The organism is Pyxidicoccus sp. M6 (genome assembly GCF_055568925.1).
Window position 1 is genome coordinate 1,838,536 of the sequence record NZ_CM145714.1, and the last position, 26,173, is coordinate 1,864,708.

Consider the following 26,173-nt stretch of genomic DNA (forward strand, 5'->3'; position numbering starts at 1 on the left):
CGCTCGACGGCGCTTGTGACGTGTGGGTGTAGGTCGGGCGGAGGCCCTGACGGGCCGGGCCGCTCCAGTGGGTTTCCAGGAGAGACGAGACGTGGACGGAACCGTGTTCGACCCGGCCGGCGGTGGTGCCGGTGCCCTGACGCCCGCGGGCATGATGCAGCACGTGCGCGCGCTGTGGCGGCGTAAATGGGTCGTGCTCGGCGTGGCGGTGGTGGTGGCGGCGCTGTCTGCCGCGTACACGCTGCGCCAGCCGAAGGTCTACTCCGCCAGCACCTCGCTCATCATCGACGTGACGGCTCCGCGCTTCCTCGACAGCGAGGTGAAGGAGGTCATGGGCGAGGAGCGCAGCAACTACTGGTTCAACAAGGAGTACTACGCCACCCAGAGCCAAATCATCACCTCGCGCGCGGTGGCGAGCCGGGTGGTGGACAAGCTGGGCCTGGGCGCGGACGCGGACTTCCTGGGCCTGGCGGCGGTGAAGGACGAGAAGCTGCGCGTGCAGGCCATGCAGGCCACGGACGCGGTGGCGATTGTGCAGTCGCGCATCCGCGTGGTGCCGGCGAAGGACTCGCGCGTCATCAACATCGCGGTGGATGACCTGGACGCGAAGCGCGCGGCGCTGCTCGCCAACGAAGTGGCCGCCGCGTACATGGCGGAGAACCTGGCCCTCAAGCTGCGGATGACGGAGGACGCGCGCTCGTGGCTGGAGGGACGGCTGGAGGATTTGGAGTCCAAGTCCAAGTCCAGCGAGCTGGCCGTCTACGACTTCAAGAAGGACGCGGACATGCTGTCCACGTCGCTCGAGTCGCGGATGAGCATCGTCAGCGAGCGCATCAACTCGTACAACCTCAAGCTGACCGAGGTGCGCATCCAGATTGCCGCGCAGCAGGCGCGCGTGGAGGCCATCAACAAGCTGCGCAAGGCGTCCCCCGAGGACGAGACGTGGGCCGAGGCGCTCACGGGCATGAACGAGGGCCCCATCCAGGACCTGCGCCGCAACTACACCGAGCTGCGCGTCGCCTGCGCGGAGCTGGGTGAGCGCTACCTGCCCGAGCACCCGAAGCTCCTGGAGTGCAACCGCAAGCTGTCGGTGGTGCGCGAGGACTTCCTCAAGAGCCTCAGCAACATCGTGCGCGCGGCGGAGACGTCGCTCGCCGAGGCGGTGGCGCAGGAGAAGAACCTGGATCGCCTCCTGGACGCGGCCAAGGCGGAGGCCTTCGCGGTGAACAAGAAGGCCATCGAGTTCGACCGGCTCAAGCGCGACTCGGACAACAACCAGCGCCTGTACGAGCTGGTGGCCAAGCGCCTCAAGGACATCGAGCTGTCGGGCCTGCTGCGCACCAGCAACGTGCGCGTGCTGGACCCGGCCCGGCCCATCTTCGCGCCGGTGAAGCCCAACACGCGGCGCAACCTGGCGCTGGGCCTGGTGATGGGGCTCATGGCGGGTCTGGGCATCGCCTTCCTGCTGGAGCTGCTGGAGAACAGCGTGGCCACGCAGGCGGACGTGGAGGAGCGGCTGGGCCTGGCCTTCCTCGGCGTGGTGCCGCGAATCGAAGGCCACAAGGCGCCGCGTGACAGGGACCTGTACGTGCACCGCGAGCCGAAGTCGTCGGTGGCGGAGTGCTGCCGGGCCATCCGGACGAACCTGCTCTTCATGTCACCGGACAAGCCCTTCAAGACGCTGGTGGTGACGTCCAGCGGGCCGCAGGAGGGCAAGTCCACCACGTGCATCAACCTGGGCGTGGCCATGGCGCAGAGTGGCAACCGGGTGCTGCTGCTGGACACGGACATGCGCCGCCCGCGGCTGCACCGCGCCTTCGGGGTGCCCAACGAGCTGGGCATCTCCTCGCTGGTGGTGGGCGAGGGCAAGCTGGAGCAGGCCATCAAGAGCACCGAGGTGCCCGGCCTCTTCGTGCTGCCGTGCGGCCCGCTGCCGCCCAACCCGGCGGAGCTGTTGCACACGCAGGCCTTCGCGGAGCTGCTCAAGTCGGTGGCGGAGCGCTTCGACCGCGTCATCCTCGACAGCCCGCCCATCAACGCGGTGGCGGATTCCGCCGTCCTGGCCACACAGACGGACGGCGTGGTGCTGGTGCTGAAGGCGGGCAAGACGAATCGCGAGTCGGCGAAGCGCGCGCTGCGCTCGCTGGCGGACGTGCAGGCGCGCATGTACGGCGCCGTCCTCAACGACGTGGACCTGCGGGCGCCGCGCTATGGGGACTCGTACCTGGCCTACCAGGGCTACGGGCAGTACGCGGACGACTCCAAGGACGGGGTGGCGCAGTCGTGAGCGGGTCGTCAGCGGGTGCGGGCCTCCGGGTGTTGCACCTGGGCAAGTTCTATCCGCCGGCCTCCGGAGGCATGGAGGCCCACGTGCAGACACTGGCGCGGGCCCAGGCGGAAGCCGGCGCGCAGGTGGAGGTGCTGTGCGCCAACCACTCGGCGGACGGCGCGGGCACCAGCCACGAGTTCCACGGACGCAGCCCCACGCGCGAGGACTGGGATGGGCCGGTGCGCGTGGTGCGCCTGGGGCGCGCGGCCTCGGTGGCGCGCATGGACGTGATGCCAGATTTGCCGCGCGTGCTGCGGCGCGCGCTGGCGCGGGGCGTGGACGTGCTGCACCTGCACACGCCCAATCCCAGCATGCTGCTGGCGCTGGACGTGGCGCCCCGGCTGCCGCCGCTCTTCGTCACGCACCACAGCGACGTCATCCGCCAGCGGGTGGCGGGCGCGCTGTTCCGCCCCTTCGAGGCGCTGCTGTACGCGCGCGCCCGGCGCGTGCTGGCCACGAGCGAGGCGTACGTGCCGGGCTCGCCGCTGCTGCGCGCGTTCCGGAACAAGGTGCGCGCGCTGCCGCTGGGCATCGACCTGACGCCGTACCTGCGCCCGTCCGCCGAGGCGCTCGCGGCGGAGTCGCGCTGGCGCGCGGAGGCCGCGGGCTCGCCGCTGTGGCTGATGGTGGGGCGGCTCGTCTACTACAAGGGCCTCTTCACCGCGCTGGAGGCGCTGGCGCGGGTGCCGGGCCGGCTGGTGGTGGTGGGGCAGGGGCCGCTGCACGCGGAGGCGCGCGAGCGGGCGCGGGCGCTGGGCGTGGAGGACCGCGTGACGTGGGCGGGCTACCTGCCGCCGGACGCGCTGGCCGGGGCGTACCGCGCGGCCACCGCGCTGTGGTTCCCGAGCAACGCGCGCAGCGAGGCGTATGGCCTGTCGCAGGTGGAGGCCATGGCGAGCGCGCTGCCGGTGCTCAACACCGCGATTCCGCACTCGGGCGTGCCGTGGGTGAGCCGCCACGAGGAGACGGGGCTGACTGTGCCGGTGGGCGACGCGGCGGCGCTGGCGATGGCCGCGCGGCGGCTGGTGGAGGAGCCGGGCCTGGCGAAGCGACTGGGACACACCGCGCGAGAGCGGGCGGTGGCCGAGTTCCGGCATGACATCATGGCCACGCGCAGCCTCACGCTGTACGCGGAGGCGCTCGGGCGGCCCGTGCCGGTGGTGGAGGAGGCGCAGGTGCACGCCACGCCCCAGGCCGCGGCGGGGAGGGCGTGAGACACCCCATGCGCGTGCTGCACGTCTACAGCGGCAATCTCTATGGCGGCGTGGAGACCTTCCTCCACACGGTGGCGCGCGAGCAGGCGCGCCACCCCGAGCTGACGCACGCCTTTGCTCTCTGCTTCGAGGGCCGGCTGGCCAACGAGCTGCGCGAGGCGGGCGCGGAGCTGCACCTGTTGGGCGAGGCGCGGGTGGGCCGTCCGTGGACGGTGTACCGCGCGCGGGCGGCGCTGCGGGAGTTGCTGAAGCGCGAGCGCTACGACGCCGTGCTTTGCCATGCCATCTGGCCGCAGGCGCTGTTCGGCCCGGTGGTGCGCGCGTCCGGCGTGCCGCTCGTCTTCTACCAGCACGACGCGCTGAACGGCCGGCACTGGCTGGAGCGCTGGGCGCGCGTCACACCGCCCGACCTGGTCATCGCCAACAGCCGCTTCTCCGCGGGGACGCTGGCGGCCGTCTATCCCCATGCGCGCTCGCGGCTGGCCTACTGCCCGGTGCGCGCGCCTGCGCCGGCGGCCGCGGAGGACAGGGCGCGCCTGCGCGCGGAGCTGGGCGCGGGCGACAAGGACGTCATCATCATCCAGACCAGCCGCATGCAGGAGTGGAAGGGACAGCGGCTCTTGCTGGAGGCCCTGGGGCGGCTGCGTCAGGTGCCGAACTGGCAGGCCTGGGTGGCTGGTGGCGCGCAGCGGCCCGACGAGGAGGAATACCTCGCGGGGCTGAAGGCCCAGGCGGAAGGGCTGGGGCTGACGGGGCGCGTGCACTTCCTCGGGCAACGCTCGGACGTGCCGAGGCTGCTGCGGGCCGCGGACATCCACTGTCAGCCCAACGTCTCCGCGGAGCCGTTCGGCATCGCCTTCATCGAGGCCCTGCACGCGGGGCTGCCCGTCGTCACCACTGCGATGGGTGGACCGCTGGAAATCGTGGACGTCACCTGCGGCGTGCTGGTGCCGCCCCGGCCGGCGCCGCTGGCGGTGGAGCTGCGCAAGCTCATCGAGAATCCGGAGGCGCGTCAGCGGCTGGGCGCGGCGGGGCCCGCTCGCGCGGCGAAGCTGTGTGACCCGGCCCTCTACCTGCGCCACCTGGACGAGGCCCTGCGCGACATCGTCCCCGAGGAGAGGCTTCGCGCGTCATGACGAGCCCGCGTCCGACAACCCCTCCCGGGGTGGCGAGGCCGCAGCTCCAGGGGCCCGGAGTGCTGCGGCGCCACTACGTGCGCCGCGCACCGGGTGCTCCGCTGGAGTCGCTTCCGCCAGGAGCTCGGGTGCAGCCCGAGGCTTCGGAAGCGCGAGGCACCGGGGCTCTGGAGGCGCAGGCCGCCGCGGCTCCGGCGCCTGCTCGCAAGGGGCTGCTCGCGTCGGGGCGGCTGGTGCCGTACTTCATCTGCCTGCTCTTTGCCTGCCAGCTCGCGCTGCTGGTGCCCGCGATTGCGCCGCTGCGCATGGTGGTGCGCATCACCGCCTTCGGCGTCAGCCTGGCGCTGCTGGCGCTCGTGCGCGGGAGCGCGCTGAAGCACCCGGCGCGGCCGTTCATCCTGGGCGCCATGGGCATCACCGCGCTCAACTTCTTCAACCCCGGCACGTCGAGCGCGCTGGGCGGACTGGCGCAGCTCGGCATCGAGCTGTCGGTCGTGGCTCCGCTCGTGTGGGTGACGCGGCTGTCCATCGACGCGAAGACGTTCCACCGCACGCTGGCGCTCATCTTCCTCTTCAACGCCGCCAGCGCCACGGTGGGTGTGCTCCAGGTCTACTTCCCCGGCCGCTTCCAGCCCGCCATGTCCGCGGTGGTGGAGGGGCAGGGAGAGAGCTACCTGCGCAGCCTCCAGTTCGAGACGGCCAGCGGCGAAATGGTGCTGCGTCCCATGGGCCTGACGGACATGCCCAGCGGCGCGGCGGCGGGTGGCTTCTACACCGTGCTGCTCGGCAGCGGCTTCCTGCTGTCGTCCCGGCGCAAGCTGGTGCGCGTGCTCAGCGTGGGCGGCATCCTGACGGGGCTGGTCTGTCTCTACCTCTGCCAGGTGCGCGCCATCTTCATCACCCTGGCCGTATGCCTGCTGGCCATGGCGGTAGTGCTCGCGCTGAGCGGCCGAGTGATGCGGTTGCTGACATTGATGGGCGTCATGGGCGCCGCGGGAGTGGGGGCCTTCGGCTGGGCGGTGGCGGTGGGTGGTGACGCGGTGATGAACCGGTGGTCCACCCTCGTGGAGGGACGGCCCGAGGACGTCTACCAGCAGAACCGCGGCCGCTTCCTGGAGGGCACGTTCGAGGAGCTCCTCCCCGAGTACCCGCTGGGCGCGGGCCTGGGCCGCTACGGCATGGCCAACGCGTACTTCGGGGACAACAGCGACCCGGAGCGCCCGCCACTGTGGGCCGAAATCCAGTGGACGGCGTGGGTCTTCGATGGCGGCTTCCTGACCATCCTCCTCTACCCGCTGGGCCTGCTGGCCACGCTGTGGTGGGTGTTCCGCATCGCCCAGCGGAAGGATGACGGGCCGGAAGAGTTCTGGCTGTGGGGCAGCGTCATCTTCGCGTACAACCTGGGCGCGGTGGCGCTGACCTTCAGCTATCCGCTCTTCCTGAGCCAGACAGGCATGGAGTTCTGGCTGCTCAACGCTGCGCTCTTCGGCGCCATGGCCCATGCGAAGACCGTACACGCTCATCGCCGGTGACTTCGTCGCCACCGGGGGAATGGACCGCGCCAACCTGGCGCTCGCGCTCTGGCTGGCGAAGCAGGGCGGACCGGTGCGGCTCGTGGCGCACCGGGTGGCGGAGGAGTTGCTCGGCTACTCCAACGTGCGCTTCGTGCGCGTGCCCAAGCCGGGCAACGCGTACATGCTGGGCGAGCCGCTGCTGGACGCGGTGGGCCGCGCGTGGGCGCTGCGCACGCGCGCCGAGGGCGGACGGGTGCTGGCGAATGGTGGCAACTGTCCGGTGCCCGGGGCGAACTGGGTGCACTACGTACACGGGGCCTATGTCTCCGAGCCGGTGGGCGGTGCGCTGCGCCGGCTCAAGGGGCGGCTGAGCCACCGGATGTACCTGCGCGGCGAGCGCGAGGCGCTGCGGCGAGCGCGCGTCATCATCGCCAACTCGGAGCGCACGCGCGCGGACCTGGCGGCGGCCACGGGCGTGCCGGAGTCGAAGGTGCGCGTCGTGTACTACGGCAGCGAGCCGCAGCGCTTCCGGCCGGTGTCGCCCGAGGAGCGGCGCGCGGCGAGGGCGGCGCTGGGCTGGCCGGAGTCGCGGCGCGTGGCGCTGTTCGTGGGCGCGCTGGGAGACAGGCGCAAGGGATTCGACACGTTGTTCCACGCGTGGGCGCGGCTGTGCGCGCGCGGGGACTGGGGCGTGGACCTCAAGGTGGTGGGCGTGGGCGCGCAGCGCGAGGCGTGGGAGCGCGAGGCCCAGGCGAAGGGACTGGGTGAGCGCATCCAGTTCCTCGGCTTCCGCAAGGACGTGCCCGTGCTGCTGTCCGCGGCGGACCTGCTGGTGGCGCCCACGCGGTACGAGGCGTACGGCCTGGGTGTGCACGAGGCGCTGTGCGCCGGGCTGCCCGCGCTGGTGAGCCGCACGGCGGGCGTGGCGGAGCGCTACCCGGCCGCGCTGCGTGGGTTGTTGCTGGACGACCCGGACGACGTGGACGGACTGGTGCGGCGGCTGGATGCGTGGCGGGAGCACGAAGCGGAGTGGGCGCCTCACGTGGCCGCGCTGTCCGAGTCGCTGCGCTCGCAGACGTGGGATGGCATGGCCGAGGCCATCTGCGACGTGGTGGAGCGCGAGGGCTGAAGCGCCTTCACCGCGCGGCCATCACTTCGTTGAAGAAGTCCAGGTGCGCGCGTGCCACCACGGGCCACGCGAAGCGGGTGACGGCGCGCTCCCTTCCTCGCGCGGACATTTCGCGTCGGCGCTCCGGACTCTCCAGCAGACCCGCGAGCGCCTCGGTCCACGCGGGTGGAGACGCCTCCGGCAGCACGAGCCCTGCATCGCCCACGGTGTGCGGCACCTCACCGGAGTTGCTGCCGAGCACCGGCACGCCGCAGGCGAAGCCCTCCGCGAGCATGCGGCCGAACTGTTCCTTCCACTTCGGAGCCGTCTGACTGGGCGCGCACAACACATCCATCGCGTTGAGCACGCGCGGGACGCCGGTGTGCGGGACGCCGGTGATGACCCGCACCTTGTCTCCATGCCGTGCGCCCCACGCCCTCAGCACGTCTTCCATGGGCCCGCCGCCCGCGAAGAGCGCGCGCCATGGCGTGGTCAGCCGCTCCAGCGCCTCCATCAACAGCGGCAGTCCCTTCTCCTGCACGAAGCGCCCCAGGTAGCCCACCACGGGCGGACCCGAAGTCTCCCAGCCGAGCTCGCGCAGCAGCGTCTCGCCCGAGGCGCGGTCCGGACGGAACAGCTCCGTGTCCACGCCCATGGGGATGTAGCGCGCGGGTCGCTGCGCATAACCGGGCCGTGAGAGGAGGTTGTCCTTCACCGTCTCGCCCCAGGCGACCCAGCCCGAGGCGCGCCGGACGACGAAGCGCTCCGCCTGCGCGAAGGGCGGCGGGTAGCGCTTGGACAGGTTCTGCGCGGTGCAGAAGACGAGCGGCACGCGGCGCGGAGTGAGCAGCGCCACCTCCAGCCCCGCGAGCACGTACGGCTCCTCCCACGAGTGCACCAGGTCCACGCCTCCCGCGAGCCGCGCGCGCAACTCCGGCCCGTACACGAAGCCATGCAGCGAGCGGCTGAAGAGGGCGCGAACACCCTCGATGCGCGCGGGCTCGCCCGGCTCGCGCTGGAGGGTGAGTGGGCTCAGGTCGCCATGGAAGAAGCGAGGGGCCACGGCGGTGACGTCCCATTCGCCACCGCCCACGCGCGCCATCTCGTTGGCGAGGCGCCGGTTCAGAGTGACGACATAGGAGTGCGAGACGGTGACGAGCCTGCGTGTCCGCTTCACGTGGGGAGCCCTCGGAGTGTGCGCGACCGAACCAGAGCCGTCAGGACAGGTCAAGGCATCGCTTGGGTGTGCTCCAGTTGCGGACGGTAGAATCCAAACGTCATACCGACCCATCAGGAGCGGACGGCATGGTCCCACCGAACTGGCTTGCGCGCGTCTGCCTGCCCGCTCTGCTGCTGGCGCTCCTGTCGGGCTGTGCCGCGGGAAGCACGATGACCCTCGTCGAGGGCAGTCTCCAGCCGCACCACTTCCAGTTCGTCACCATCATCACCAAGTCTGAACCCGGACCAGATGGCTGGCGTGAGGCCTGTATCAACGTCGCACTGCGTAGGGCTGCGGGTGCGCCATACATGTGCCGACTGGGAGTCGGGATGCCTTTGCAGAACAAGGACGAGCCCATCTCCAACGAACGGGCCCAGACCCTTGCCGCGAGGTGTGCGAACCTGGCCGCTCAATTCGCATTCGAGTCAGTGACGCCCGAGACCCCTCTGGTACTCGCCTGCCAGCGCTTTCATGACGCTTACGACGCCACGCTGCGCGGCATGGTGGTGGGCTCGCATGTCTCGCTGCAGTGCCACAAGAAGACAAAGCCCGTCTATGTGGGGCCCTGACACCATGGAATTTTCAACCGAGAAGCTGCTGGCCATCGCTCGTAAGTACTGGCGTGCGGACAGGGAGTACGAGGCCAGGCAGATGAATTCCCCCGAATACGACAGGTTTTGTGACTTCTGGGACGAGCGACTGGAGAAGGACCTCGGACGCTGGCGGGCATTTCTGAATGCGCTGAGACAGTTGCTTCCTGATTTCGAAATTGGAAACGCAACCATGGGCCCGGCCGCGAGCGCGTTTCGCGGCGTGGCCTACGCTCGCAATCCACAGAGTTCTTCGCAGTTCCCCTTCGCCCTTGTCGGCTGCCTCAGCGTCCTCGCACCCATCTACACCGTCTACGGCGTGCAGTACGACTTCGTCGGCCGTCAGCGGCACAACCCGCGCTTGAGCTTCGACCCGCTCCCACCCGAGATGCGCGCTCCCGCCGACATCATCTCCCGGAAGCTCGAGGAGACCTTCGACGTGCGGCGGCTCCCGCGCGAGGTGGCGGACACGCCCATCCCCCTCTACGTGCACAACATGGAGCCGCCGCGAACGACGCTCTTCCACGCGCTCTTCGACAGCCAGCCCGACAACCTGCCCTGAATCCGGAGGGCTCAGGCCCCGCGCACGAGCGAGCGGTACACCGCGAGAATCTCACTCGCATACCGCTCACGGGAGAACCGCTCCACCGCCGTGCGCCGCGCCGCCTCGCCCAGTCGCGCTCTCAGCTCCCCGTCCTCCAGCAGCGTTCCCAGCGCCGTCACCAGCGCGCTCACGTCCCCCGGAGGCACGGCCAGCGCGTCCACGCCATTCGTGAGCCCCTCCGCAGCGCCGCTCGCGCGCGAGACGATGGATGCCCGCCCGCACGCCAGCGCCTCGGCAATCGTGAGGCCGAAGGGCTCGCGCCGCGTGCTGGCATGCACGAAGACATCCAGCGCGCGGTACACGGCGGCCGGCTCCGGCTGGAAGGGCACCAGCCCCGCGCGTCCCGTGAGCCCTCGCGACTCGATGAGCCCGCGCAACTCCTCCCCGGAGAACTGCGAGCCGGGCGTGCGGTACAGCGGCGCGCCCACCAGGTAGAAGCGCGCGGGCAGGGCGGGGTGCCGCCGCATCAACTCCGCCGCTGCTTCCAGGAAGACGTCGTGCCCCTTCCAGCGCGCGTACGTGGCCACCAACCCCACGCGCAATGTGCCCTCGGGCGCGGGCGGCAGGCCGGCCAGTGCGTCCAGCCTCGCTCCATCTCCGGCGCCTGGTGAGAAGCGCTCCACGTCCACACCGTTGTGCACGACGTGCACGGGCACCCGGCCCAGCACCTCGCGCGTGTCCTCGCCCACCGCGCCCGAGTTGGCGATGGCCGCGGAGGCCAGCGGTGCCAGCGTCCCCAGCGCCCTTCGCACCAGCGGCCGCTCGCCGAGGAAGTCGTGGATGTGCCACACGCGCTTCAGCGGCAGCCCCACCGTCACCGGGCTGAGCAGGTGCGTCTTGATGCCATTGGAGTGCAGCAGGTCTGGACGCACCGCCGCCACCTCGCGACGCAGCGTCCGGCCATAGCCCGCGAGCAGCAGCGGCGTCGGCGCCAGTTCCCTCGCGAAGCGCAGCGCCTCTCGCGGCCCGCGTCCACGCAGTGCACTGTCTCCCAGCGCGGACAGCCGCTCGGGCAGGGGCAGCGCCCGCGCCTCCACTCCCAGCGCCCGCGCCTCGTCCACCAGCGGCCCCTCCGTGCCCGCCAGCAGATGGAGCGACAGCTCCGCGTCCAACCGCTTCAGGCACGCGAGCAGGTCCAACAGCGCGCGCTCGGCGCCGCCAAGGATGCCCACCGGATTGAGGAAGAGGATGCGCACGGCGGCCCGGACCGAAGCAGACCCCTTCAGGTGGGTCAAGGCATCACACCAGTTCCATCCAAGGCTTCACGAAGCCGCTCGCTCGGCCGACTCCCCCGTGAAACAGCCCCGTGAGACATGTGAAACATGAATTTCGTTTCAGCTCGGAGGAGCGTCTGGCTTCCTTCCGGCGAAATCCGTGCGACTTCGGGCGCGACATGTCGTTGCACTCGCAGGCGTGTGTGCTCGGACAGAGGGGGAAGGGGTCTGGTGAGACCCTTCAGGCCTGGATGGCATGCACGCACGTGGACGGGCGATGATGAGTGAATCGATGAGCCAACACCAAAAGTGTCCCCGCTGCGGGTCTGCCCACCCCGCGGGTGTCACGCGCTGCCCCCGGGATACGTCCGAGCCCGTGGCCCCGATTTCCTACGACTACGAGGACGAAGTCACCGCCCGGCGCATGCCGGACTCCGCTCCCGTCGCCGCGCGCCCGCTCGTCGTGGGCGCTCCCGCTGCCTTCACGGAGAAGGAAGAGGACGGGGCGTGGGAGAAGTCCGTCGCGCGCGACGTGCTGGTGGGCAAGCAGCTCGGCGACTACGTGGTGAAGCGCCGCATCGGCTCGGGCGGCATGGGCATCGTCTACGAGGGCGAGCACCCGGTCATCGGCCGCAAGGTGGCCATCAAGATTCTGCGCCCGGACTTCGCGGAGGGCGGACGCGCGAGGGACCTCGCCTCCGAGGCGCGCGCGGCGGCGGCCATCCGGCACCGCGGCATCATCGACATCTTCGGCTTCGGCAGCATCCCCGGCGTGGGGCAGTACCTGGTGATGGAGTACCTCGACGGCGCGCCGCTGGACGAAATCATCGGCCAGCGCTCGCCCATGCTGGAGGTCGAGGTCGTCACGGTGCTGGATGACTTGCTGGGCGCGCTGGCGGCGGCGCACGCGGCGGGTGTCATCCACCGCGACCTCAAGCCGGGCAACGTCTTCGTGGTGCGCGACAGCACCGGCAACGAGTACGTGAAGGTGCTCGACTTCGGCCTCGCCAAGCGCGCCGAGGCACCCAACGCCACCACGCCGCAGACGCGCGCCAGCATGATGGTGGGCACGCCCGAGTACATGGCGCCGGAGCAGGCCTGTGGCCAGCAGGTGGGGCCGTACACGGACCTGTACGCGGTGGGCGTCATCGCCTTCGAGATGCTCACGCGGCGGCTGCCCTTCGAGGGGTCGTCGCCCATGGCCATCGCCGTGCACCACGTGCGCACGCCGCCGCCATCGCCGTCGCAGTACGTGGAGCTGCACCCGGAGCTGGAGTCGCTGGTGATGCGGCTGCTGGCCAAGACGCCGGAGGAGCGCCCCGCGTCCGCCGAAGTCGTGCGCCGCGAGCTGAAGGTCATCCTCCAGAAGCTGACCCGCGACGCCACGCAGCTCTCCGCGCCGCTCCAGGCGGGCCCGCCGTCCACCCTTTCCCAGGAGGCCGTGCCGCTGCCTCCGCGCAGGCGCACCGAGCGCTTCGGGCAGCAGCCGGGCCGCCGCACCGGTCCTCCGGCGCCCCGGCGCGCCACGCCGGTCTCCGTGCCCCCTACGAGCTCGGACCTCGAGGCCATGCCCCGGCGTGCCACGCCGGCCCCCATGGCTCCCACGTCCCTGGATGCTCGGGCCGTGCAGCCGACGGAGATGGACCTGACGCCCCTGCGCTCGGGCCGCTCGCGCGCGGTGGTGGCTGGCGTGGGGGGGGCCCTGACGCTGGGCCTGCTCGTGGTGGGAGGCGTCTGGATGTCCCGCGAGACGCCCGCGTCCACGCCGCCCATCCGGCCGCTCAGCGCGGGAGCGGTGAGCGAGAAGATGCCGCTGCGCGAGCGGACACCGGCCAGTGCGCCCACCGCGACGCCCGAAGCTCCGCGCGATTCGCACACCGAGGCCCTCGCCAACGACGCACGGCCGGACACCGAAGGCGCCACCGACGACTCCCCGAGCAGCGCGCAGAAGCCCACGCTGGCCGCCACCGTCCTGGCGAAGGGCACGCAGCCGCCTTCCACGTCCTACGGTGAGGGCAGCCGTCCCACGCGCAGGCCGGCGCGTACGGTGGGCGCGTCTCGCGACGGTCGCATCCCCGGCGCGCGCACGGATGTCGAGCGCACCGAGGAGCCCCGCGCTTCCGTTGCCACCACGGGCACGCTGACGCTCAAGGTGAAGGGCTACGTGAAGGACATCGTCGTGGACGGCGAGAGCCACGGACGCAAGTACCAGCTCGAGCTGCCCGCGGGGCTCCACCGTCTCGAGGTGCGCGGCAACCAGTTCACCCGGCCGTACAGCACCCCCATCACCATCCTGGCGGGTGAGCGGACCGAGCACCACGTGGAGCTCGAGGCCATCCCCTGAATCCCCGCACCGAGAACCTGATGAGGCCGAGCGTCTTGTTGTGCGTCGTGTGGCTGCTGCCGTTGGCGGCCCTGGCGCAGTCCCGAGGTGTCGCGCTGTACGAGCGGGGCGAGTACGCCAAGGCCCGCCGCTCGCTGGAGTCGGACCTGCGCGGCCCGAAGCTGAGCGAGAGTCAGCGCGGCACCGCGCGCCTGTACCTCGCGGCGTCCCTGTACGAGCTCGAAGAGACGGCGGCGACGTGGGCCCAGTTGGTGGAGCTTGCGCGCAGCCACCCGGACCAGACGGTGGACCCCGCCCTCTTCCCGCCCGAGTTCGTGGTGCTCGCCGCCGAGGCCCGCAAGCGCGTCCTCGCCGAGCGCATGCCGCCGCCCCCACCGGAGCCGAAGCCGCGCCTGGAGTTGCCACCACCGCCAGAAGTGAAGCCTCGCGAGGCACCCGAGGTGGCCGAGACGTCCGAGGTGCCCGAGGTGTCCGAGGGGCTCGCCGCGAAGTCCCGCACGCTGCTGCTCCCCGAGGTGTTCGGCTTCATGGACCCTGTGGGCAAGTCGGTGGGCGTGGGCGGCGGGCTGACGTACAGCGGCGGCACGCTGGAGGTGGGGGCGCGCGCGCTGCTGGGCGACGAGGTGGGCGTGGGCGTGCAGGTGGGGCTCGTGGTGGCGGGCAATGATGCTTTCCGGCCGCACGTGGCGCTTCGAGCCACGGCCATCCCCGGGCTGTCCGCGTACGGCGGCGGGCCGGTGGTGGGCTTGCGTGGCGTGCTCGGCTCGCGCCTCACCATGCTGCTGGATGTGGGCGCCGAGTACTTCTCCGTGTCTGACGTCGAGAACTACCGCACGTTCGCGCTGACGGTGTCCGCGGGCCTCGGCTTTGATGTGTTGTCACCGTGAAGGAAGGGATGTCCGTGCACCCGCGCTTCCTCCGTGGCGCCCTCGTGGCCGCCGTCTCCACTTCGCTTGCGCTCTGCCTGCTCGTGCCGGCTCGAGCCACCGCGCAGGCCTGGCAGCCCACCATCACCTGGAACACGTACCTGGGCGGCGGCACGCTGTCGGACGGCGGCGTCGAGTCGAACCGGGATGACCAGATTGAAGCCGTGGCGCTCGCGCTCGACGGCGACGTGGTGGTGACGGGCTGGACGAATTCCAGCACCTTCCCGGGCGGCTCGGGACTGCCCACCCCTTCCGCGAGCAAGAAGGACGCCTTCGTGGCCCGCTACTCGGCGGATGGCCAGACGCTGCGGTGGGCCCGCGTCTTCGGCGGCTCCGAGGACGACGTCGGCACGCGCGTGGTGGTGACGCCCGGTGGCGTGGCGTACGTCGTGGGCACGACGCGCTCGTCCATCATCAACATCGCCCCGGGCACGCAGGCGCCGCTCTCCATGAAGTACAGCTTCCAGGGGCGGGTGGACGGATTCCTCGCGCAGGTGAATCCGGACGGCACGCTGGAATGGTTCATGTACCTGGGCAGCACGCTCGACGACGAGGCCCGCGACATCGTCCTCGGGCCGCCGGGGACGAACCTCGTGTACGTCGTCGGCAAGACGGGGCGGGACGATGGCGTCTCGGGCGGCAGGTCCGATGACACGCCCATTCCCTTTCCTCCGAACAACGCGCAGAGCAACGAGCGCCTCCGCGCCTTCGAGGCGTTCGTCTCGCAGGTGGACGTCTCCGCGCCGGGAGACCCGGTGGTCCGGTGGACCCGCATCCTCAAGAGCAGCGAGAACGACATCGCCTGCTCGGTGTCGGCCCAGGGGGATGTCGTGTACGTGGGCGGCATCATGGGGGCGACCTTCTCCGGTGACTCCACCACCATCGTCCGCAACAGCTTCGGCGAGGGCGCGAATGATGGCTTCGTCGCGCGGCTGGAGGCGGACGCGGGTGTCTCGTGGCTGCGGTACGTGGGCGGCAGCGGGGACGACGACGTGCGGGGCGTGCTGGCGCGGCCGGATGGTGGCGTGGCCGTGGTGGGCAACACGGATTCGTCGAGCGCTCCCGTGCCCGGCACCGGCACCGACGTCTACGTGCTCAAGCTGAGCCCGGACGGCTTCCCGATTGGCAGCGGCCTTCGCGTGGGCGACGTGAGCAATGGGAATGAGCGGACCGAGGGCCAGGTGGCCATGGACCCCCAGGGCAACGTCTACGTCGGTGGCAGGACGACGTCGTCGTCGGGCTTCGCTCTCCACGCCTTCGACGCGGCCTTCACCGGCAACGCGAACAACAACACGGACGGGTTCATCGCCATGGTGGACTCGGCGGTGGAGGGCGTCATCTGGACGTCCTACGTGGGCGGGCTCGCCACGAGCGACGAGTGGGTGCAGGGCCTCGCCGCGGGCCGTGAGGGCCGGATTGTTTTGGGTGGCTACTCCAACGCGCCCGACTGGCTCATCGCGGATACGGGAGTGGACCGGACGTCCAACGGCGGCACGGACGGCTTCCTCTTCAACGGGGTGGTGGATTCCACGCGGCCCAACTCGGGCACGGTGAGCGCGCAAATCACTCCGGAGGGACGGCTCACGGCGACGTGGAGTGGCTTCAGCGACCAGGAGACGCCGCTCACCTACGAGTGGGGCATCGACGTCTTCCCAGGCACGGACCGTGTGCGGCGCTTCGAGTACGTGGGCCGGGACACCACCGTCACGCTGCCCCTGTTCGAGCCGGACAGCGAAGGGCCCTTCTACGTCACCGTGCGCGCGACCAACGCCGTGGGCCTGTCCACGCTCGCATGGTCGGGTTCGTTCCTGGCGACGCCGAGGCCGGACGCGGGAACGGATGCGGGCTCCGACGCGGGGACTGTGGATGGTGGCACGTCGGATGGTGGGACGTCCGACGGTGGCACGGATGGCGGCACCGTCGATGGAGGTACCGCCGACGGGGATGAAGGGGACGTCCGCTCTCCGCTGGGGTGGTCCTGCGCGTCGGGTGGAGGCTCGGGCTCGCTGGCGCTCACCGTGCTGGGCGTGATGGCCACTCTGTTCGCGATGCGCCGTGAGCGGGCGCGTCCTGGTTCGGAGCGCTGAGGTTTCGAGCAGTGGGCGGCCGGCTCAACCGCGAGCGCCGCTGCTCAGCAATCGCAGGTACGCGTCCAGCACGGTGCGCGCGTGCGCGGCCCAGGTGAAGCGCGCGGCCCGGGCCAGGCGCGCTTCACGAGGCGGGGCAGGGGAGCGTCCGGAGAGGAGAGCGTCCACCGTGTCCACCCACGCGGGCACATCGCCCACGGGGCAATAGGCGCACGTGTCCGCTCCTACCTCCCGCAGCACGGGCAGGTCGCTGGCCACCACGGGCGCACCGCACGCGAGGGCCTCGATGACGGGCAGGCCGAAGCCCTCCGCCTCGCTCGTGACGAGCACGGCCTGCGCATGCCGGTAGAGCCCCGCGAGCGTAGGCCGCTCCTGTCGCGGAGGCTGGAGCAGCTCATCGCCGATACCGAGTGCCTCCACCTGCGCGCGCTGCGTGGCATTCAATGCGCCGCCCTGTTGCACCAACTGCAATTCCGGATGGCGCGCGCGGAGCGCGGCGAAGACGGCGAAGAGCACGTCCAGCCGCTTGCGGGGAATCGCGCTCCCGACATGCAGCAGGTAGGGCCGGCCACCGAGGGACGTGAGCAGCTCCGCGCTTCGGTCTCCCGGCACGGGCTCGGGGCGGTACTCCGGAGACACACCGTAGGGAGCCCAGACGAGCTTCGACTCGTCCACCACCCCGCGCGCGAGCAACTCCGAGCGCACCGCCTGGGTGCTGTGGAACACGAGCGCCGCACGCTCCAGCCCCGCGAGTTGTGCGCGGGCCATGAGCCGGAACCAGGCCGGACGAGGCTCGCGCTCGGGCTCCAGCACGGAGCGGAACGCGTCCAGGTCGTGGCAGAAGACCCCGGTGCGCTCGGCCGGCAGCGCATGCACGAGCTGCGCGTACGTGTGGTCCACCACATGGAAGGCGTCGTAACGGTTCCGCGCGAGCAGCGTGCGGCCGGGGTACAGCCCGAAGCGCGTGAGGAGCCGGTCCGCGTTGAAGGCCGCGTTGCGAGCACCGAGGCGCGGCAGCCTGCGCACCACGGAGGGCATCGTCGGGCGCACGCTGACGGCGGAGACCTCGGTCGGGTGCGCGGAGAGCCCTTCCAGAAGCGCCTCGCCCACCAGGTCCATGCTGGGCCAGCCCTCCTCGCGCGGGTCCATCAGCAACGCGAGCCGGGGAGGCGAAGCGGACGGAGCATTGCGGCTCACGGGGACGTTCCTCCCATGCCTGGCCGCAGCAGCGCCTCCACCGTGCGCTCCAGCGCGAAGCGCTCGCGATACACCTGGGCCGCGTGCTCACCCAGCGCAGTGCGTGCCTCCACGTCGGACAACAGCCGCTCCGCTGCGGCCACCAGCGGCTCCGGCTCGACGCCTTCCACCAGCTCCACCGCGCGCAGCTCGCGCCACATCGGCTCCGTGAGGTGCCCCGTGTTGGTGACGAGCGGCAGTCCCAGTGCCAGCCCCGCCATGGTGGTGGTGCGCCGCGCGCTCACGCCATCCGGATAGGGCTGCACCAGCACGTCACACGCTGCCAGGTGCGCCGCCACGTCCTCCGGCGCGAGCGAATCCCGAGTCACCCACCGTCCCGCCAGCTCCGGGTGCCGAGCGCTCAAGGCCTCACCAAACGCGCGGCTGCCCCGGCCCAGGAGCAACGCCTTCCGCTCCGAATGCGCACGCAGCAGCGGCACCAGCACGGCCTCCAGCAACCCGGTCGTGTGCGAGCCATAGGTGCCGAAGTGCCCCAGCCAGGGCCCGCTCCCCAGCGCTGACCGCACCGCCGCCACCGCTTCGGTGGAGACCTCCGGAGGCAGCGTGCTGGGCACAGGCCTCCACTCCGCGCCCCGGCGCACGCGCGAGGGCAGGTGCTCCGCCCAGGTGGGAATGGACACGAACACGCGGTCCGCCGCGCCGGCCACCAGCCGCAGCATCACCCGCGTGGTGCCCGCGAGCACCTGGTGCCGCAGCGGCGCGCGAGGGCTCCACGGGTACACCACCTCGTGGAAGAACACCCAGCGCTCGTCCTCTCCGCGCGCGGCGAACCACGCGCAGAACGGCACGTTCATCGCCTTCATGCCGAACGCATGCGGCACGTACTGGAGCAGCAACCGGCGCGGCCCCGGGCACGCATCCAACCCGCGCGTCAGCTTCGCCAGCCCCACGGGCGTGAAGAGGCCGGGCACGCGGTGCACCGTGACGCCGTCCTCCACGCGCGTGTCCGAATCACCCGGCGCCCAGACATGCACCTGCTGCCCGGCGCGCACGAGCGCCGTGGCCACCTGGCGCGTGTAGTCACTGACGCCGCCGGGCTGGGGCGGGTACTCGCCGGTGAGGACGTGCCACGCGGGTGCGGTGGGAGCAGGGGACATGGGGCCACGGCTCCAGCCACCGGGCCGGAGCTAGGACGCCTCCATGTCGCGGATGGCGAGCAACTGGAAGGCGTGCTTCGGGAAGCGCGTGGCGAAGGGCTCGGTGAGGATGGACAGGCGGCTGCCAATCCGGAACGGACGGATGCGAGGCAGCGCGTAGTCCCCGCGCAGCGGCTTCCACCCGCTCATGCCCGTGACGCGGTAGCCGCGCAGCTCGAAGTCGTAGACCTCCCAGCCCGAGCGGTGCACCTGGTGCACGTTCTGGTCCCACTCGTCCTGCGGGAGGAAGCCGTTGGGCGTGAAGATGATGACGCGCTTGCGCGCCAGGGACTCCATCATCTCCAGCAGCTTGAAGCCGTCCGGCTTCTCGAAGTGCTCGATGACGTCGAGCGCGACGACGGCGTCGAAGCTCTTGGGCCCGAAGCGGCGGCCCGCGTCCATGAGCTCCATCTGGTGGTACTCGCTGTGGATGCCCACGGCGCGGCTGCGCTCGATGCTGGCCGCGTGGCCGTCGATGCCCACCGTGCGCGGAATCAGCTTGGAGAAGCTGTGCAGCGGTGAGCGGGAGCCACAGCCGATGTCGAGCACGCTGTCACACGTGCCCACCAGGGCCTCCTTCAACGTACGGTGGAGGACCTCGTGCTCGCCGACGAGCACCTCGCGCTTCAGGAACTGGAAGAGATTGCCGCCAGGGAGCATGCGGCGCGGACCGTAGCCTCGGGGCTCCACCCTCGCAACAAGCGCGAGAGCATCCGGACAGGCGTCCATGCCCGCCCGCACGCCGGGCCAGCGTCGCGTCCCCGTGCGGAGCAGCCGAGCCACCAGCACGCTCGCGTTGCTTGTGGGCCCGGAGCCCCACCGGTAGCATTTCGCCCCCTGCTCGTGCCGCGCGTCCCGGAGGATGCCGGCGCGGGCAGTCCAGGACCATGACTGTGACAGCGGTACCCGAAGTCAGCGCTGGAGAGGTGAAGGCACGTGCCCTGAAGGGCATGTTCGTGCTGGCCGCCCGCACCGTGGCCTCACAGGGGCTGCGCGTGGTGAGCGCGCTCTTCCTGTCCCGGCTCCTCTTCCCCTCGGACTATGGCCTGTTCGGCATCGTCTCCTATGCGGCGTCGCTGGGGGTGTTCCTCGGGGACCTCGGCCTGAGCGCCGCGCTGGTGCGCCAGCCGCACGAGCCCACCCGCGACGAGACCTTCACCATCTTCTGGTGCCACCAGGCGCTCACCGCCGTCATCGTCGCCACCGTCTGCGCGCTCGCGTCCCGGCTCACCGAGGGCTATGCGCTGGGTGCCGGCGCGGTGCCCATGGTGTGGGCCCTGGCGCTGGGGCTGTTCCTCTCCTCGCTGCGCGTGATTCCGCTGATGGCGCTGGAGCGCCAGCTCGCGTTCCCCGTCATCGCCCGCGCGGAGTTGCTGGAGAACGTGGCGCAGGTCATCACCACCATCTCCCTGGCGGCGCTCGGCTTCGGCGCGTGGGCGCTGGCGCTGGGCGGCCTCGTGCGCGGTGGGGTGGGGCTGGTGCTCGTGTGGTGGGCCTCGCCGTGGCGTCCGCACGGCCGCTTCCGGTTGGATGTGCTGAAGCGGCTCCTGAGCTTCGGCCTGGCGTTCCAGCTCCCGCCGCTGGTGGCGGCGCTGGTGGCGGGCTGGGTGCCGCTGGTGGTGGGCGGCGTGCTCGGCAAGGAGGCGGTGGGCCTGGTGAACTGGGCCTGGGCGCTGGCCTCCACGCCGATGATGCTCAGCGTGGTGCTCAACCGCGTGGCCTTCCCGGCCTACTGCCGCCTGCAGGAGGACCCCGCCGGCTTCGCGGAGTACCTGCGCACGTCGCTGCGCCGGCTGTCCGCGGCGCTGCTGCTCGTCATCCCCTGCGTGGTGCTGGGCCTGCCCGTCGTGGTGCCGCTGTTCTTCGGCGAGCGCTGGGTGCCGGCGGTGGCGCTGGTGCAGTGGTTCAGCCTGGAGTGCGTGCTCACCACGCTGACGGGCCTGCTGGCCACGGCGCAGAACGCGGGTGGGCGGCCGTGGGAGCGACTGGTTGTCGTAGTGGGCGTGGGCGCGGCGAAGTGGAGCGTGGGCACCTGGGCCATCCAGCGCTTCGGGCTGGCGGGCGTGGGCCCCATGGGGCTGGGCGTGAGCCTGGTGGAGATGGCGGTGACGGCGTGGCTGGTGGGGCGCATCAACCCGGCCATGCGCGGGCTGGTGTCGCAGGTGGTGGAGCCCTTCGTGACGGTGGGGCTGCTCCTGGCGGGCGCGTGCGCGGCGGCGCTGGCGTTGCCGCTGGCGGCGTCGGGCGTCGGCACGCTGGCGAGGGCGGTGGTGGGGGCGGGGCTGTTCGCGGTGCTGGTGCTGGCGCGCGAGCGGTTGCCGGGGACGCTGTCGCTCCTCGGCGAGCTGAAGGACATCCTGGGATTCGTCCGGGCACGGCGGGCCGCGAGGGCCGCGCCGGTGAGCCCGGCTTCGTGATGAAGGACGTGAGTGATTCGATGAAGAAGGTCGACCTGGTCATCTCCATCGTCAACCACAGCAACCCGGAGCTGCTGCACGACTGCCTCCGCACGCTGTACGCGACGACGCACGACATCACCTTCGAGGTGTGGATTGTCGACAACGCCACCGACGGGCGCGGCGTGGAGGCCATGCGGCGCGACTTCCCGCAGGTGAAGTGGCTCTTCAACAAGGAGCGCAAGGGCTTCTCCGCCAACCACAACCAGGTGCTGCGCGCCGCGCGGGGCCGCTACATCTGCATCTTCAACGACGACACCATCGTCCACGAAGGGGCCTTCGACGCGCTGGTGCGCTTCATGGACGAGCACCCGCGCGTGGGCATGGCGGGCGCGCGGCTGCTCAACGCGGACGGCACCATCCAGAACTGCACCTTCCGGAACATGTCGCTGGCCGGGCAGCTCTTCGACCTCGTCTTCCTGCCGCGCCCGCTGCACTTCCTGAAGCGCATCGAAATCGACCCGGCGCAGTACGGGCACGAGGAGGCGCGCGTCGACTGGGTGCTCGGCGCGTGCATCGTGGTGCGCGAGGAGACGCTGGCCGAGGTGGGCCTGCTGGACGAGCAGATGTCCCCGCTGGGCAACACCGAGGACACCGACTGGTGCGTGCGCGCGTGGAAGGCGGGCTGGGAGGTGGCTTTCTGCCCGGAGGCGGTGATTACGCACCTGTCGAGCCGCTCGTTCCGCCCGTCCGCGACGGGGCCGGACAAGGTGCGCATCGAGCTTTGGCGCACGCGATTGGCGTACTTCCGCAAGCACCACGGCAAGCTGCACGAGGTGGCGATGCGGGCGATTCTCGTGGGCACGCTGCCGTACAACGCGGCGGTGCTGACGCAGACGCTGCTGCGCGGGCGCACGAATCTGAACGACTACCGGCGGCAGCTCTCCACCTTCCTGGGCATCTCCGGGATGGGCCTGCGCGCCCGGGTGTGACGGGCATGCCCTTCTTCTCCATCGTCATCCCCACGTACAACCGGGCACGGCTCCTGGAGGAGACGCTCGCGTCCGTGTGGGCGCAGGAGGAGACGGACTACGAGGTGCTCGTGGTGGACGACGGGTCCACCGACGACACGCTGGAGACGCTGGCCCGGTACGGCGAGCGGGTGCGCGTCTTCCAGCAGCGCAACGCCGGGCCGGGCGCGGCGCGCAACCTGGGCATCCAGGAGGCGCGGGGCGAGTACGTCGTCTTCCTCGACAGTGACGACCTGTGGTTCCCGTGGACGCTGGCCACGTACCGGCGCGTGCTGAGGGAGCAGGGCGGGCCCTCGGTGGTGATGGGCACGGCGGCGTCCTTCGCGAAGCGCGAGGAGCTGGCCCCCGTCACGTGCGAGCCCGTGCGGGTGGTGTGCTTCGCGGACTACCTGGCGAGCGCCGGTGACAGGACGCCGCGCACGGCGTGCGTCGTGGCGGTGCGCACCGAGGCGCTGCGGCGGGTGGGCGGCTTCACCCCGCTGCGCATCAACGGCGAGGACTACGATTTGCTCTACCGGCTGGGCACGGAGCCGGGCTTCGCGTGGGTGCGCGCGCCGGTGACGGTGGGCTACCGCCAGCACGGTGGCTCGTCATCCGCGGCACTGGAGCTGAGCTACCAGGGCACGCTGTACCAGTTGGAGCAGGAGCGGCTGGGGCGCTACCCGGGCGGCGCCGCTCGCAAGCGCGAGCGGCTGGAGATGCTGCTCTACAACCTGCGCCACGTGTCGCAGTGGCTGCTGTCGCTGAAGCGCGCGGACCTGGCGCTGGCGTTGTACCGGCGCGGGCTGCCCTTCCACCTGTCCGCGCCGCGCTGGCGCTACGTGCTGGGCTTCCCGCCGTGGGCGGTGGCCACCACCGTACGCCAGCGCGTGCGGAAGCGCTGAGGGCGCGGACGCTCAGCGGCCTCCGCCCATCAATCCGCCGAGCATTCCGCCCAGCCCACCACCGCCACCGCCCGGCGTGTTGCCGCCGCCACCGGCGCCGGCCAGCAGGGGCACCACCGCGAGCACCTTGCTCACCAGCCCCGGGTCCAGCCGCGACTTGAGGAAGTTGAGGAGCAGCGGCGCCACGAGGGACGCCTTGCTCGCGTCGATGTTGAAGCGGCCCAGCAGGGAGACGACGGCGGCCACCTCACCGGTCTGCGCCGCCACGCTACCGAGCGCGCCCAGCATGGCGCCCATACCGCCACCGCCGCCACCGCCGCCTCCACCGTCGTTTCCGCCCATGAGCCCGCCGAGGGCGCCCATCAGCCCGCCACCGCCCTGCTCCTGTGCGGGCGCCGCGGTCTTCGCGGCCTGCTGCCACGAGTCCATCTCTGGAATGGCGCTGCCCATCTGGTTCGCCGCGTCCGGGCCGAGCTTCTCCTGCACCGTGCCCTGCACCAGCTTCAACAACGAGCCCGCCAATCCCTGAGCCTGCGTCCCGTTCACCCCGAGCTGCTGCGAGAGCTGTCCGATGAGGTCCATCCCGGTCTCCTTGCGTGTGAGGCGCCTTTCTAGCGGGTATCGACGCTGCCCATGCAAGGACTGTCGCGGAAGCGTTGTCCACCGACACGCCGGCCCTGGCCTCCGAGGCGGGCGCGGCCGTCTCGACGGCTGCCCCCTTGCCCGCCGAGCGTTTCCGGCCGGCCAACGAGGCACTGCGCATCTTCGTCTCCAGGGCAGTGAGCCCGTGGAGGCGAGACATGGACGAGGCGACCTCGGCGGGCACCGAGGCGACGAAGGAGCCGTCGCACGACACGTCGAAGGCCTGGGGGGGCATCGACCTCGGGGGAACGAAGATAGAGGCCGTGGTCATCGACGAGGCCGGCGCCGTCCTCGGCCGGGCCCGGCACCCGACGCCGGGTGATGGCGACGCGAGAGACGTGGTGCAGGCCGTCTACGGCGCGCTGAAGGAGGCGGCCCAGGCCGCGGGAACGACGCCGCAGCAGCTCGCCGGCGTGGGCGTGGGCGCGCCCGGCTCGGTGAACGCGAACGAGGGCACGCTGGCGCACGTCGGCAACGTGGGGCGGGGATGGGAAGAGCCCTACCCCGTGGCCGCCGACCTGGGAGACCTGGTGGACGGGCAGGTGGTGCTCGGCAATGACGTGCAGGTGGCCGTGGCGGCGGAGTACCGCCTGGGCGCTGGCCGGCCGTTCCGCTCGGTGCTGGGAGTGTGGTGGGGCACGGGCGTGGGCGGAGGGCTCGTGCTGGACGGCACGGCGTGGCGCGGGCGTGGCGCGGCGGGCGAGATTGGCCACATGGTGGTGAAGCCCGGAGGCGCGCGCTGCGGCTGTGGCCGGCGCGGCTGCATGGAGGCCTACGCGGGCCGCGCCTCCATGGAGCGCAAGGCGCGCAAGGAAGTGCGTAGGGGCGAGAAGACGATGCTCTTCGACCTGATGCACAAGAAGGGACGCCCGCGCCTGACGAGCAGCATCTGGGACAAGGCGCTGCAGGAGGAGGACCGGCTGGCCACGTGGCTCATCGAAAGGGCCGTGCGGATGCTCGGCGCGGGCGTGGCGTCCGCCATCAACCTGGTGGACGTGGAGGCCATCATCCTCGGTGGAGGACTGGGCACGCGGCTCGGCCCCGCGTATGCCGGCCGCATCCACGACGCCATGCGCCCGCACATCTTCGTCCCCGAGCGGCAGCCGCCCGTGCTGGTGGCGGAGCTGGGCGAGTTGTCCGGTGCCATCGGCGCGGCGCTCCTCTCCCAACCTCCGATGAAGTGAGGACGTGAAGCCCGCAATCGCGCCTCCATCCGGATGCCCGGTTGGTCGCTGTTGACCGCGAGAAGCCATGGAAGACAATGGCCCACCCGTTACCTGGGCCTGCCCTCTTCATGTCCTCTTCGTCTCCATCGACAGCACGGCCGCTTGCCCAGCGCAGGGACGGCCTGGACGTGCTGAGGGCGCTCGCCATCCTCGCGGTGCTCTTCTTCCACGCGCCGGACGTCGTCCTCGCCGCGCTTCCCTTCACGCTGCGAAAGGCCTTCGCGCACGGGTGGATGGGCGTGGACCTGTTCTTCGTCCTCTCCGGCTACCTCGTGGGACGGCAGGTGTTCGCCCGGCAGGAGGAGGCGCAGGGCACGCTGGCGGAGCTGCGCACCTTCTGGCTCAAGCGCTGGGGCCGCACGCTGCCGCTCTACTACGTCGTGCTCGCGTTCTACGCGCTGAAGCCGTGGACGTTCGGCACGCCCTTCAACGGCGGCGGCTGGCACTTCGTCTTCTTCCTCCAGAACTACACCGCGCTGAGCGACTTCGTGCAGAGCTGGTCCCTCTGCGTGGAGGAGCACTTCTACCTGGTGCTTCCGCTGCTCGCGTTCGGTCTGCGCGGGCGGCAGTGGCCCGCGTGGGTGTGGTGGCTCCCGATGGCCGTGAGCCTCACCGCCCGCTGGATGACGTGGCGGGAGCTGCCTCCGGACGTTCCGCTGCGTCAGCTCCCGGCGCTTCTCGGCTGGCCCACGCTGCACCACCTGGACGGGCTCGCGGTGGGCGTGTTCCTGGCGAAGACCGCGCCCGTCTGGCAGCAGTGGGCGTCCTCGCGGCGCACGCTCTGCGCCGTGGTGGGTGCCGCGGTGCTGGTGCTCACGATGGGTGTGTGTGGCGCGCTGCCGGTGGGCGTGAATGGCCTGTGGGTCTACACGGGCCTGTCGCTGGGCTTCGGCGGCGTGCTGATGGGCATCGAGTCGATGCAGCTCCCGGCCGGTCCGCGCTGGGGCATCTACCAGGTGGCGGTGCTTTCCTACGGCACGTACCTCTGGCACGGCTCCGTGGTGCGGGTCATCGAGCGCACGGGCCTCTCGCTCGGCGCGTGGCCGGTGGATCTGCTCGTCTACCTGGGCGCCACGCTGGGCGTGGCGTGGGTGACGTACGTCACGGTGGAGCAGCCCGGCCTCAAGTGGAGGGACCGGCTCCTGGCGCGCTTCGAGTCACGTCCGGCCCCGCGCGTCCAGGCGGGCTCGATTTCGCCCGCGCCGGTGGACAAGCTCGCCGGCCCCTGACGGCCGGACGCCACGACAGCACTCAGGCGATGGGCAATCACTTCCACGCATCGCTTCAGTTCGTGGAGCCCGAGCACCTCACAAGGT

Annotated in this window: 21 protein-coding genes; 15 read left to right on the forward strand and 6 right to left on the reverse strand. The window is 71.2% G+C overall.

Features of this window, described 5'->3' with window-relative positions; all coding sequences use genetic code 11:
* Window positions 1-91 precede the first annotated feature (91 nt).
* The 5 genes from ACVTJA_RS07675 to ACVTJA_RS07695 are packed head-to-tail and all read left to right on the forward strand — an operon-like array spanning window position 92 to window position 7,322.
* The gene (locus ACVTJA_RS07675) at window positions 92-2,287 is read left to right on the forward strand and encodes a GumC family protein (RefSeq protein ID WP_465835098.1); all 2,196 of its coding nucleotides are present in this window, start codon (window positions 92-94) and stop codon (window positions 2,285-2,287) included.
* Window positions 2,284-3,543 carry a glycosyltransferase gene (locus ACVTJA_RS07680; protein WP_465835099.1) on the forward strand — a complete coding sequence of 420 codons (1,260 nt, stop codon included), beginning with the start codon at window positions 2,284-2,286 and terminating at the stop codon, window positions 3,541-3,543. The genes ACVTJA_RS07675 and ACVTJA_RS07680 overlap by 4 nt, the downstream gene beginning before the upstream one ends.
* Window positions 3,540-4,679, forward strand: coding sequence for a glycosyltransferase (locus tag ACVTJA_RS07685; RefSeq protein WP_465835102.1), 1,140 nt, complete (start codon window positions 3,540-3,542; stop codon window positions 4,677-4,679). The genes ACVTJA_RS07680 and ACVTJA_RS07685 overlap by 4 nt, the downstream gene beginning before the upstream one ends.
* Window positions 4,676-6,211, forward strand: coding sequence for a hypothetical protein (locus ACVTJA_RS07690; protein ID WP_465835103.1), 1,536 nt, complete (start codon window positions 4,676-4,678; stop codon window positions 6,209-6,211). Before ACVTJA_RS07685 ends, ACVTJA_RS07690 begins: the two co-directional genes overlap by 4 nt.
* Window positions 6,180-7,322, forward strand: a complete 1,143-nt coding sequence (locus ACVTJA_RS07695; RefSeq protein WP_465835105.1) for a glycosyltransferase — start codon at window positions 6,180-6,182, stop codon at window positions 7,320-7,322. Before ACVTJA_RS07690 ends, ACVTJA_RS07695 begins: the two co-directional genes overlap by 32 nt.
* Window positions 7,323-7,329: 7 nt before the next feature.
* On the opposite strand, the gene ACVTJA_RS07700 is transcribed toward ACVTJA_RS07695, so the two are convergent.
* On the reverse strand, window positions 7,330-8,478 hold the full coding sequence (locus ACVTJA_RS07700; RefSeq protein ID WP_465835107.1) for a glycosyltransferase family 4 protein: 1,149 nt from the start codon (window positions 8,476-8,478) through the stop codon (window positions 7,330-7,332).
* Between the two features lie 128 nt (window positions 8,479-8,606).
* On the opposite strand from ACVTJA_RS07700, the gene ACVTJA_RS07705 reads away from it, so the two are divergent.
* Together ACVTJA_RS07705 and ACVTJA_RS07710 are read left to right on the forward strand one after the other, a co-directional pair.
* Window positions 8,607-9,089 carry a hypothetical protein gene (locus ACVTJA_RS07705; RefSeq protein ID WP_465835109.1) on the forward strand — a complete coding sequence of 161 codons (483 nt, stop codon included), beginning with the start codon at window positions 8,607-8,609 and terminating at the stop codon, window positions 9,087-9,089.
* A gap of 4 nt (window positions 9,090-9,093) precedes the next feature.
* Window positions 9,094-9,672: a hypothetical protein gene (locus ACVTJA_RS07710; RefSeq protein WP_465835111.1), complete on the forward strand. Its 579-nt coding sequence runs from the start codon at window positions 9,094-9,096 to the stop codon at window positions 9,670-9,672.
* An 11-nt stretch (window positions 9,673-9,683) separates the two neighbouring features.
* Here ACVTJA_RS07710 and ACVTJA_RS07715 read toward each other — a convergent pair whose 3' ends face one another.
* The gene (locus tag ACVTJA_RS07715) at window positions 9,684-10,910 is read right to left on the reverse strand and encodes a glycosyltransferase family 4 protein (RefSeq protein ID WP_465840335.1); all 1,227 of its coding nucleotides are present in this window, start codon (window positions 10,908-10,910) and stop codon (window positions 9,684-9,686) included.
* A 394-nt stretch (window positions 10,911-11,304) separates the two neighbouring features.
* On the opposite strand from ACVTJA_RS07715, the gene ACVTJA_RS07720 reads away from it, so the two are divergent.
* From ACVTJA_RS07720 to ACVTJA_RS07730, 3 genes are read left to right on the forward strand one after another with little or no spacing between them, the layout of a single operon-like run.
* On the forward strand, window positions 11,305-13,272 hold the full coding sequence (locus ACVTJA_RS07720) for a serine/threonine-protein kinase (protein ID WP_465835113.1): 1,968 nt from the start codon (window positions 11,305-11,307) through the stop codon (window positions 13,270-13,272).
* A gap of 20 nt (window positions 13,273-13,292) precedes the next feature.
* Window positions 13,293-14,159: a hypothetical protein gene (locus ACVTJA_RS07725; protein ID WP_465835115.1), complete on the forward strand. Its 867-nt coding sequence runs from the start codon at window positions 13,293-13,295 to the stop codon at window positions 14,157-14,159.
* A gap of 8 nt (window positions 14,160-14,167) precedes the next feature.
* On the forward strand, window positions 14,168-16,285 hold the full coding sequence (locus ACVTJA_RS07730; RefSeq protein WP_465835117.1) for a hypothetical protein: 2,118 nt from the start codon (window positions 14,168-14,170) through the stop codon (window positions 16,283-16,285).
* A gap of 24 nt (window positions 16,286-16,309) precedes the next feature.
* On the opposite strand, the gene ACVTJA_RS07735 is transcribed toward ACVTJA_RS07730, so the two are convergent.
* The 3 genes from ACVTJA_RS07735 to ACVTJA_RS07745 are packed head-to-tail and all read right to left on the reverse strand — an operon-like array spanning window position 16,310 to window position 19,338.
* The gene (locus tag ACVTJA_RS07735) at window positions 16,310-17,434 is read right to left on the reverse strand and encodes a glycosyltransferase (RefSeq protein ID WP_465840337.1); all 1,125 of its coding nucleotides are present in this window, start codon (window positions 17,432-17,434) and stop codon (window positions 16,310-16,312) included.
* A 44-nt stretch (window positions 17,435-17,478) separates the two neighbouring features.
* Entirely contained in the window at window positions 17,479-18,639 is a 1,161-nt protein-coding gene (locus tag ACVTJA_RS07740) for a glycosyltransferase family 4 protein (RefSeq protein ID WP_465835119.1), read from the reverse strand.
* A gap of 30 nt (window positions 18,640-18,669) precedes the next feature.
* A complete protein-coding gene (locus ACVTJA_RS07745; protein ID WP_465840338.1) occupies window positions 18,670-19,338 on the reverse strand; it encodes a class I SAM-dependent methyltransferase in 669 nt (222 codons plus the stop codon).
* A 227-nt stretch (window positions 19,339-19,565) separates the two neighbouring features.
* Between ACVTJA_RS07745 and ACVTJA_RS07750 the strand changes: the two genes are divergently transcribed.
* Genes ACVTJA_RS07750 through ACVTJA_RS07760 form a run of 3 tightly spaced genes read left to right on the forward strand, consistent with a single transcriptional unit; the run spans window position 19,566 to window position 22,989 of the window.
* On the forward strand, window positions 19,566-21,095 hold the full coding sequence (locus tag ACVTJA_RS07750; protein WP_465835121.1) for an oligosaccharide flippase family protein: 1,530 nt from the start codon (window positions 19,566-19,568) through the stop codon (window positions 21,093-21,095).
* 20 nt (window positions 21,096-21,115) lie between these two features.
* Window positions 21,116-22,066 (forward strand): glycosyltransferase family 2 protein, encoded by a 951-nt coding sequence (locus ACVTJA_RS07755; RefSeq protein ID WP_465835123.1) that lies wholly within the window; start codon window positions 21,116-21,118, stop codon window positions 22,064-22,066.
* Between the two features lie 5 nt (window positions 22,067-22,071).
* The gene (locus ACVTJA_RS07760) at window positions 22,072-22,989 is read left to right on the forward strand and encodes a glycosyltransferase family 2 protein (protein ID WP_465835125.1); all 918 of its coding nucleotides are present in this window, start codon (window positions 22,072-22,074) and stop codon (window positions 22,987-22,989) included.
* Window positions 22,990-23,001: 12 nt separating this feature from the next.
* Here the strand turns inward: ACVTJA_RS07760 and ACVTJA_RS07765 are convergent, their stop codons facing one another.
* Window positions 23,002-23,571 carry a DUF2780 domain-containing protein gene (locus tag ACVTJA_RS07765; RefSeq protein ID WP_465835127.1) on the reverse strand — a complete coding sequence of 190 codons (570 nt, stop codon included), beginning with the start codon at window positions 23,569-23,571 and terminating at the stop codon, window positions 23,002-23,004.
* Between the two features lie 218 nt (window positions 23,572-23,789).
* Here ACVTJA_RS07765 and ACVTJA_RS07770 point away from each other — a divergent pair, with 218 nt between their 5' ends.
* Together ACVTJA_RS07770 and ACVTJA_RS07775 are read left to right on the forward strand one after the other, a co-directional pair.
* Window positions 23,790-24,815 (forward strand): ROK family protein, encoded by a 1,026-nt coding sequence (locus ACVTJA_RS07770; RefSeq protein WP_465835129.1) that lies wholly within the window; start codon window positions 23,790-23,792, stop codon window positions 24,813-24,815.
* Between the two features lie 170 nt (window positions 24,816-24,985).
* Window positions 24,986-26,086 (forward strand): acyltransferase family protein, encoded by a 1,101-nt coding sequence (locus tag ACVTJA_RS07775; RefSeq protein ID WP_465835131.1) that lies wholly within the window; start codon window positions 24,986-24,988, stop codon window positions 26,084-26,086.
* The last annotated feature ends 87 nt before the right edge of the window (window positions 26,087-26,173 follow it).

Excerpts from the sequence above, each read along its gene's own strand:
- ACVTJA_RS07690 (WP_465835103.1), top strand. The coding sequence starts at position 4,676 with ATGACGAGCCCGCGTCCGACAACCCCTCCCGGGGTGGCGAGGCCGCAG.
- ACVTJA_RS07695 (WP_465835105.1), top strand. The coding sequence starts at position 6,180 with ATGCGAAGACCGTACACGCTCATCGCCGGTGACTTCGTCGCCACCGGG.
- ACVTJA_RS07705 (WP_465835109.1), top strand. The coding sequence starts at position 8,607 with ATGGTCCCACCGAACTGGCTTGCGCGCGTCTGCCTGCCCGCTCTGCTG.
- ACVTJA_RS07710 (WP_465835111.1), top strand. The coding sequence starts at position 9,094 with ATGGAATTTTCAACCGAGAAGCTGCTGGCCATCGCTCGTAAGTACTGG.
- ACVTJA_RS07725 (WP_465835115.1), top strand. The coding sequence starts at position 13,293 with ATGAGGCCGAGCGTCTTGTTGTGCGTCGTGTGGCTGCTGCCGTTGGCG.
- ACVTJA_RS07730 (WP_465835117.1), top strand. The coding sequence starts at position 14,168 with ATGTCCGTGCACCCGCGCTTCCTCCGTGGCGCCCTCGTGGCCGCCGTC.
- ACVTJA_RS07735 (WP_465840337.1), bottom strand. The coding sequence starts at position 17,434 with ATGGACCCGCGCGAGGAGGGCTGGCCCAGCATGGACCTGGTGGGCGAG.
- ACVTJA_RS07740 (WP_465835119.1), bottom strand. The coding sequence starts at position 18,639 with ATGTCCCCTGCTCCCACCGCACCCGCGTGGCACGTCCTCACCGGCGAG.
- ACVTJA_RS07745 (WP_465840338.1), bottom strand. The coding sequence starts at position 19,338 with ATGCTCCCTGGCGGCAATCTCTTCCAGTTCCTGAAGCGCGAGGTGCTC.
- ACVTJA_RS07750 (WP_465835121.1), top strand. The coding sequence starts at position 19,566 with ATGACTGTGACAGCGGTACCCGAAGTCAGCGCTGGAGAGGTGAAGGCA.
- ACVTJA_RS07755 (WP_465835123.1), top strand. The coding sequence starts at position 21,116 with ATGAAGAAGGTCGACCTGGTCATCTCCATCGTCAACCACAGCAACCCG.
- ACVTJA_RS07760 (WP_465835125.1), top strand. The coding sequence starts at position 22,072 with ATGCCCTTCTTCTCCATCGTCATCCCCACGTACAACCGGGCACGGCTC.
- ACVTJA_RS07765 (WP_465835127.1), bottom strand. The coding sequence starts at position 23,571 with ATGGACCTCATCGGACAGCTCTCGCAGCAGCTCGGGGTGAACGGGACG.
- ACVTJA_RS07770 (WP_465835129.1), top strand. The coding sequence starts at position 23,790 with ATGGACGAGGCGACCTCGGCGGGCACCGAGGCGACGAAGGAGCCGTCG.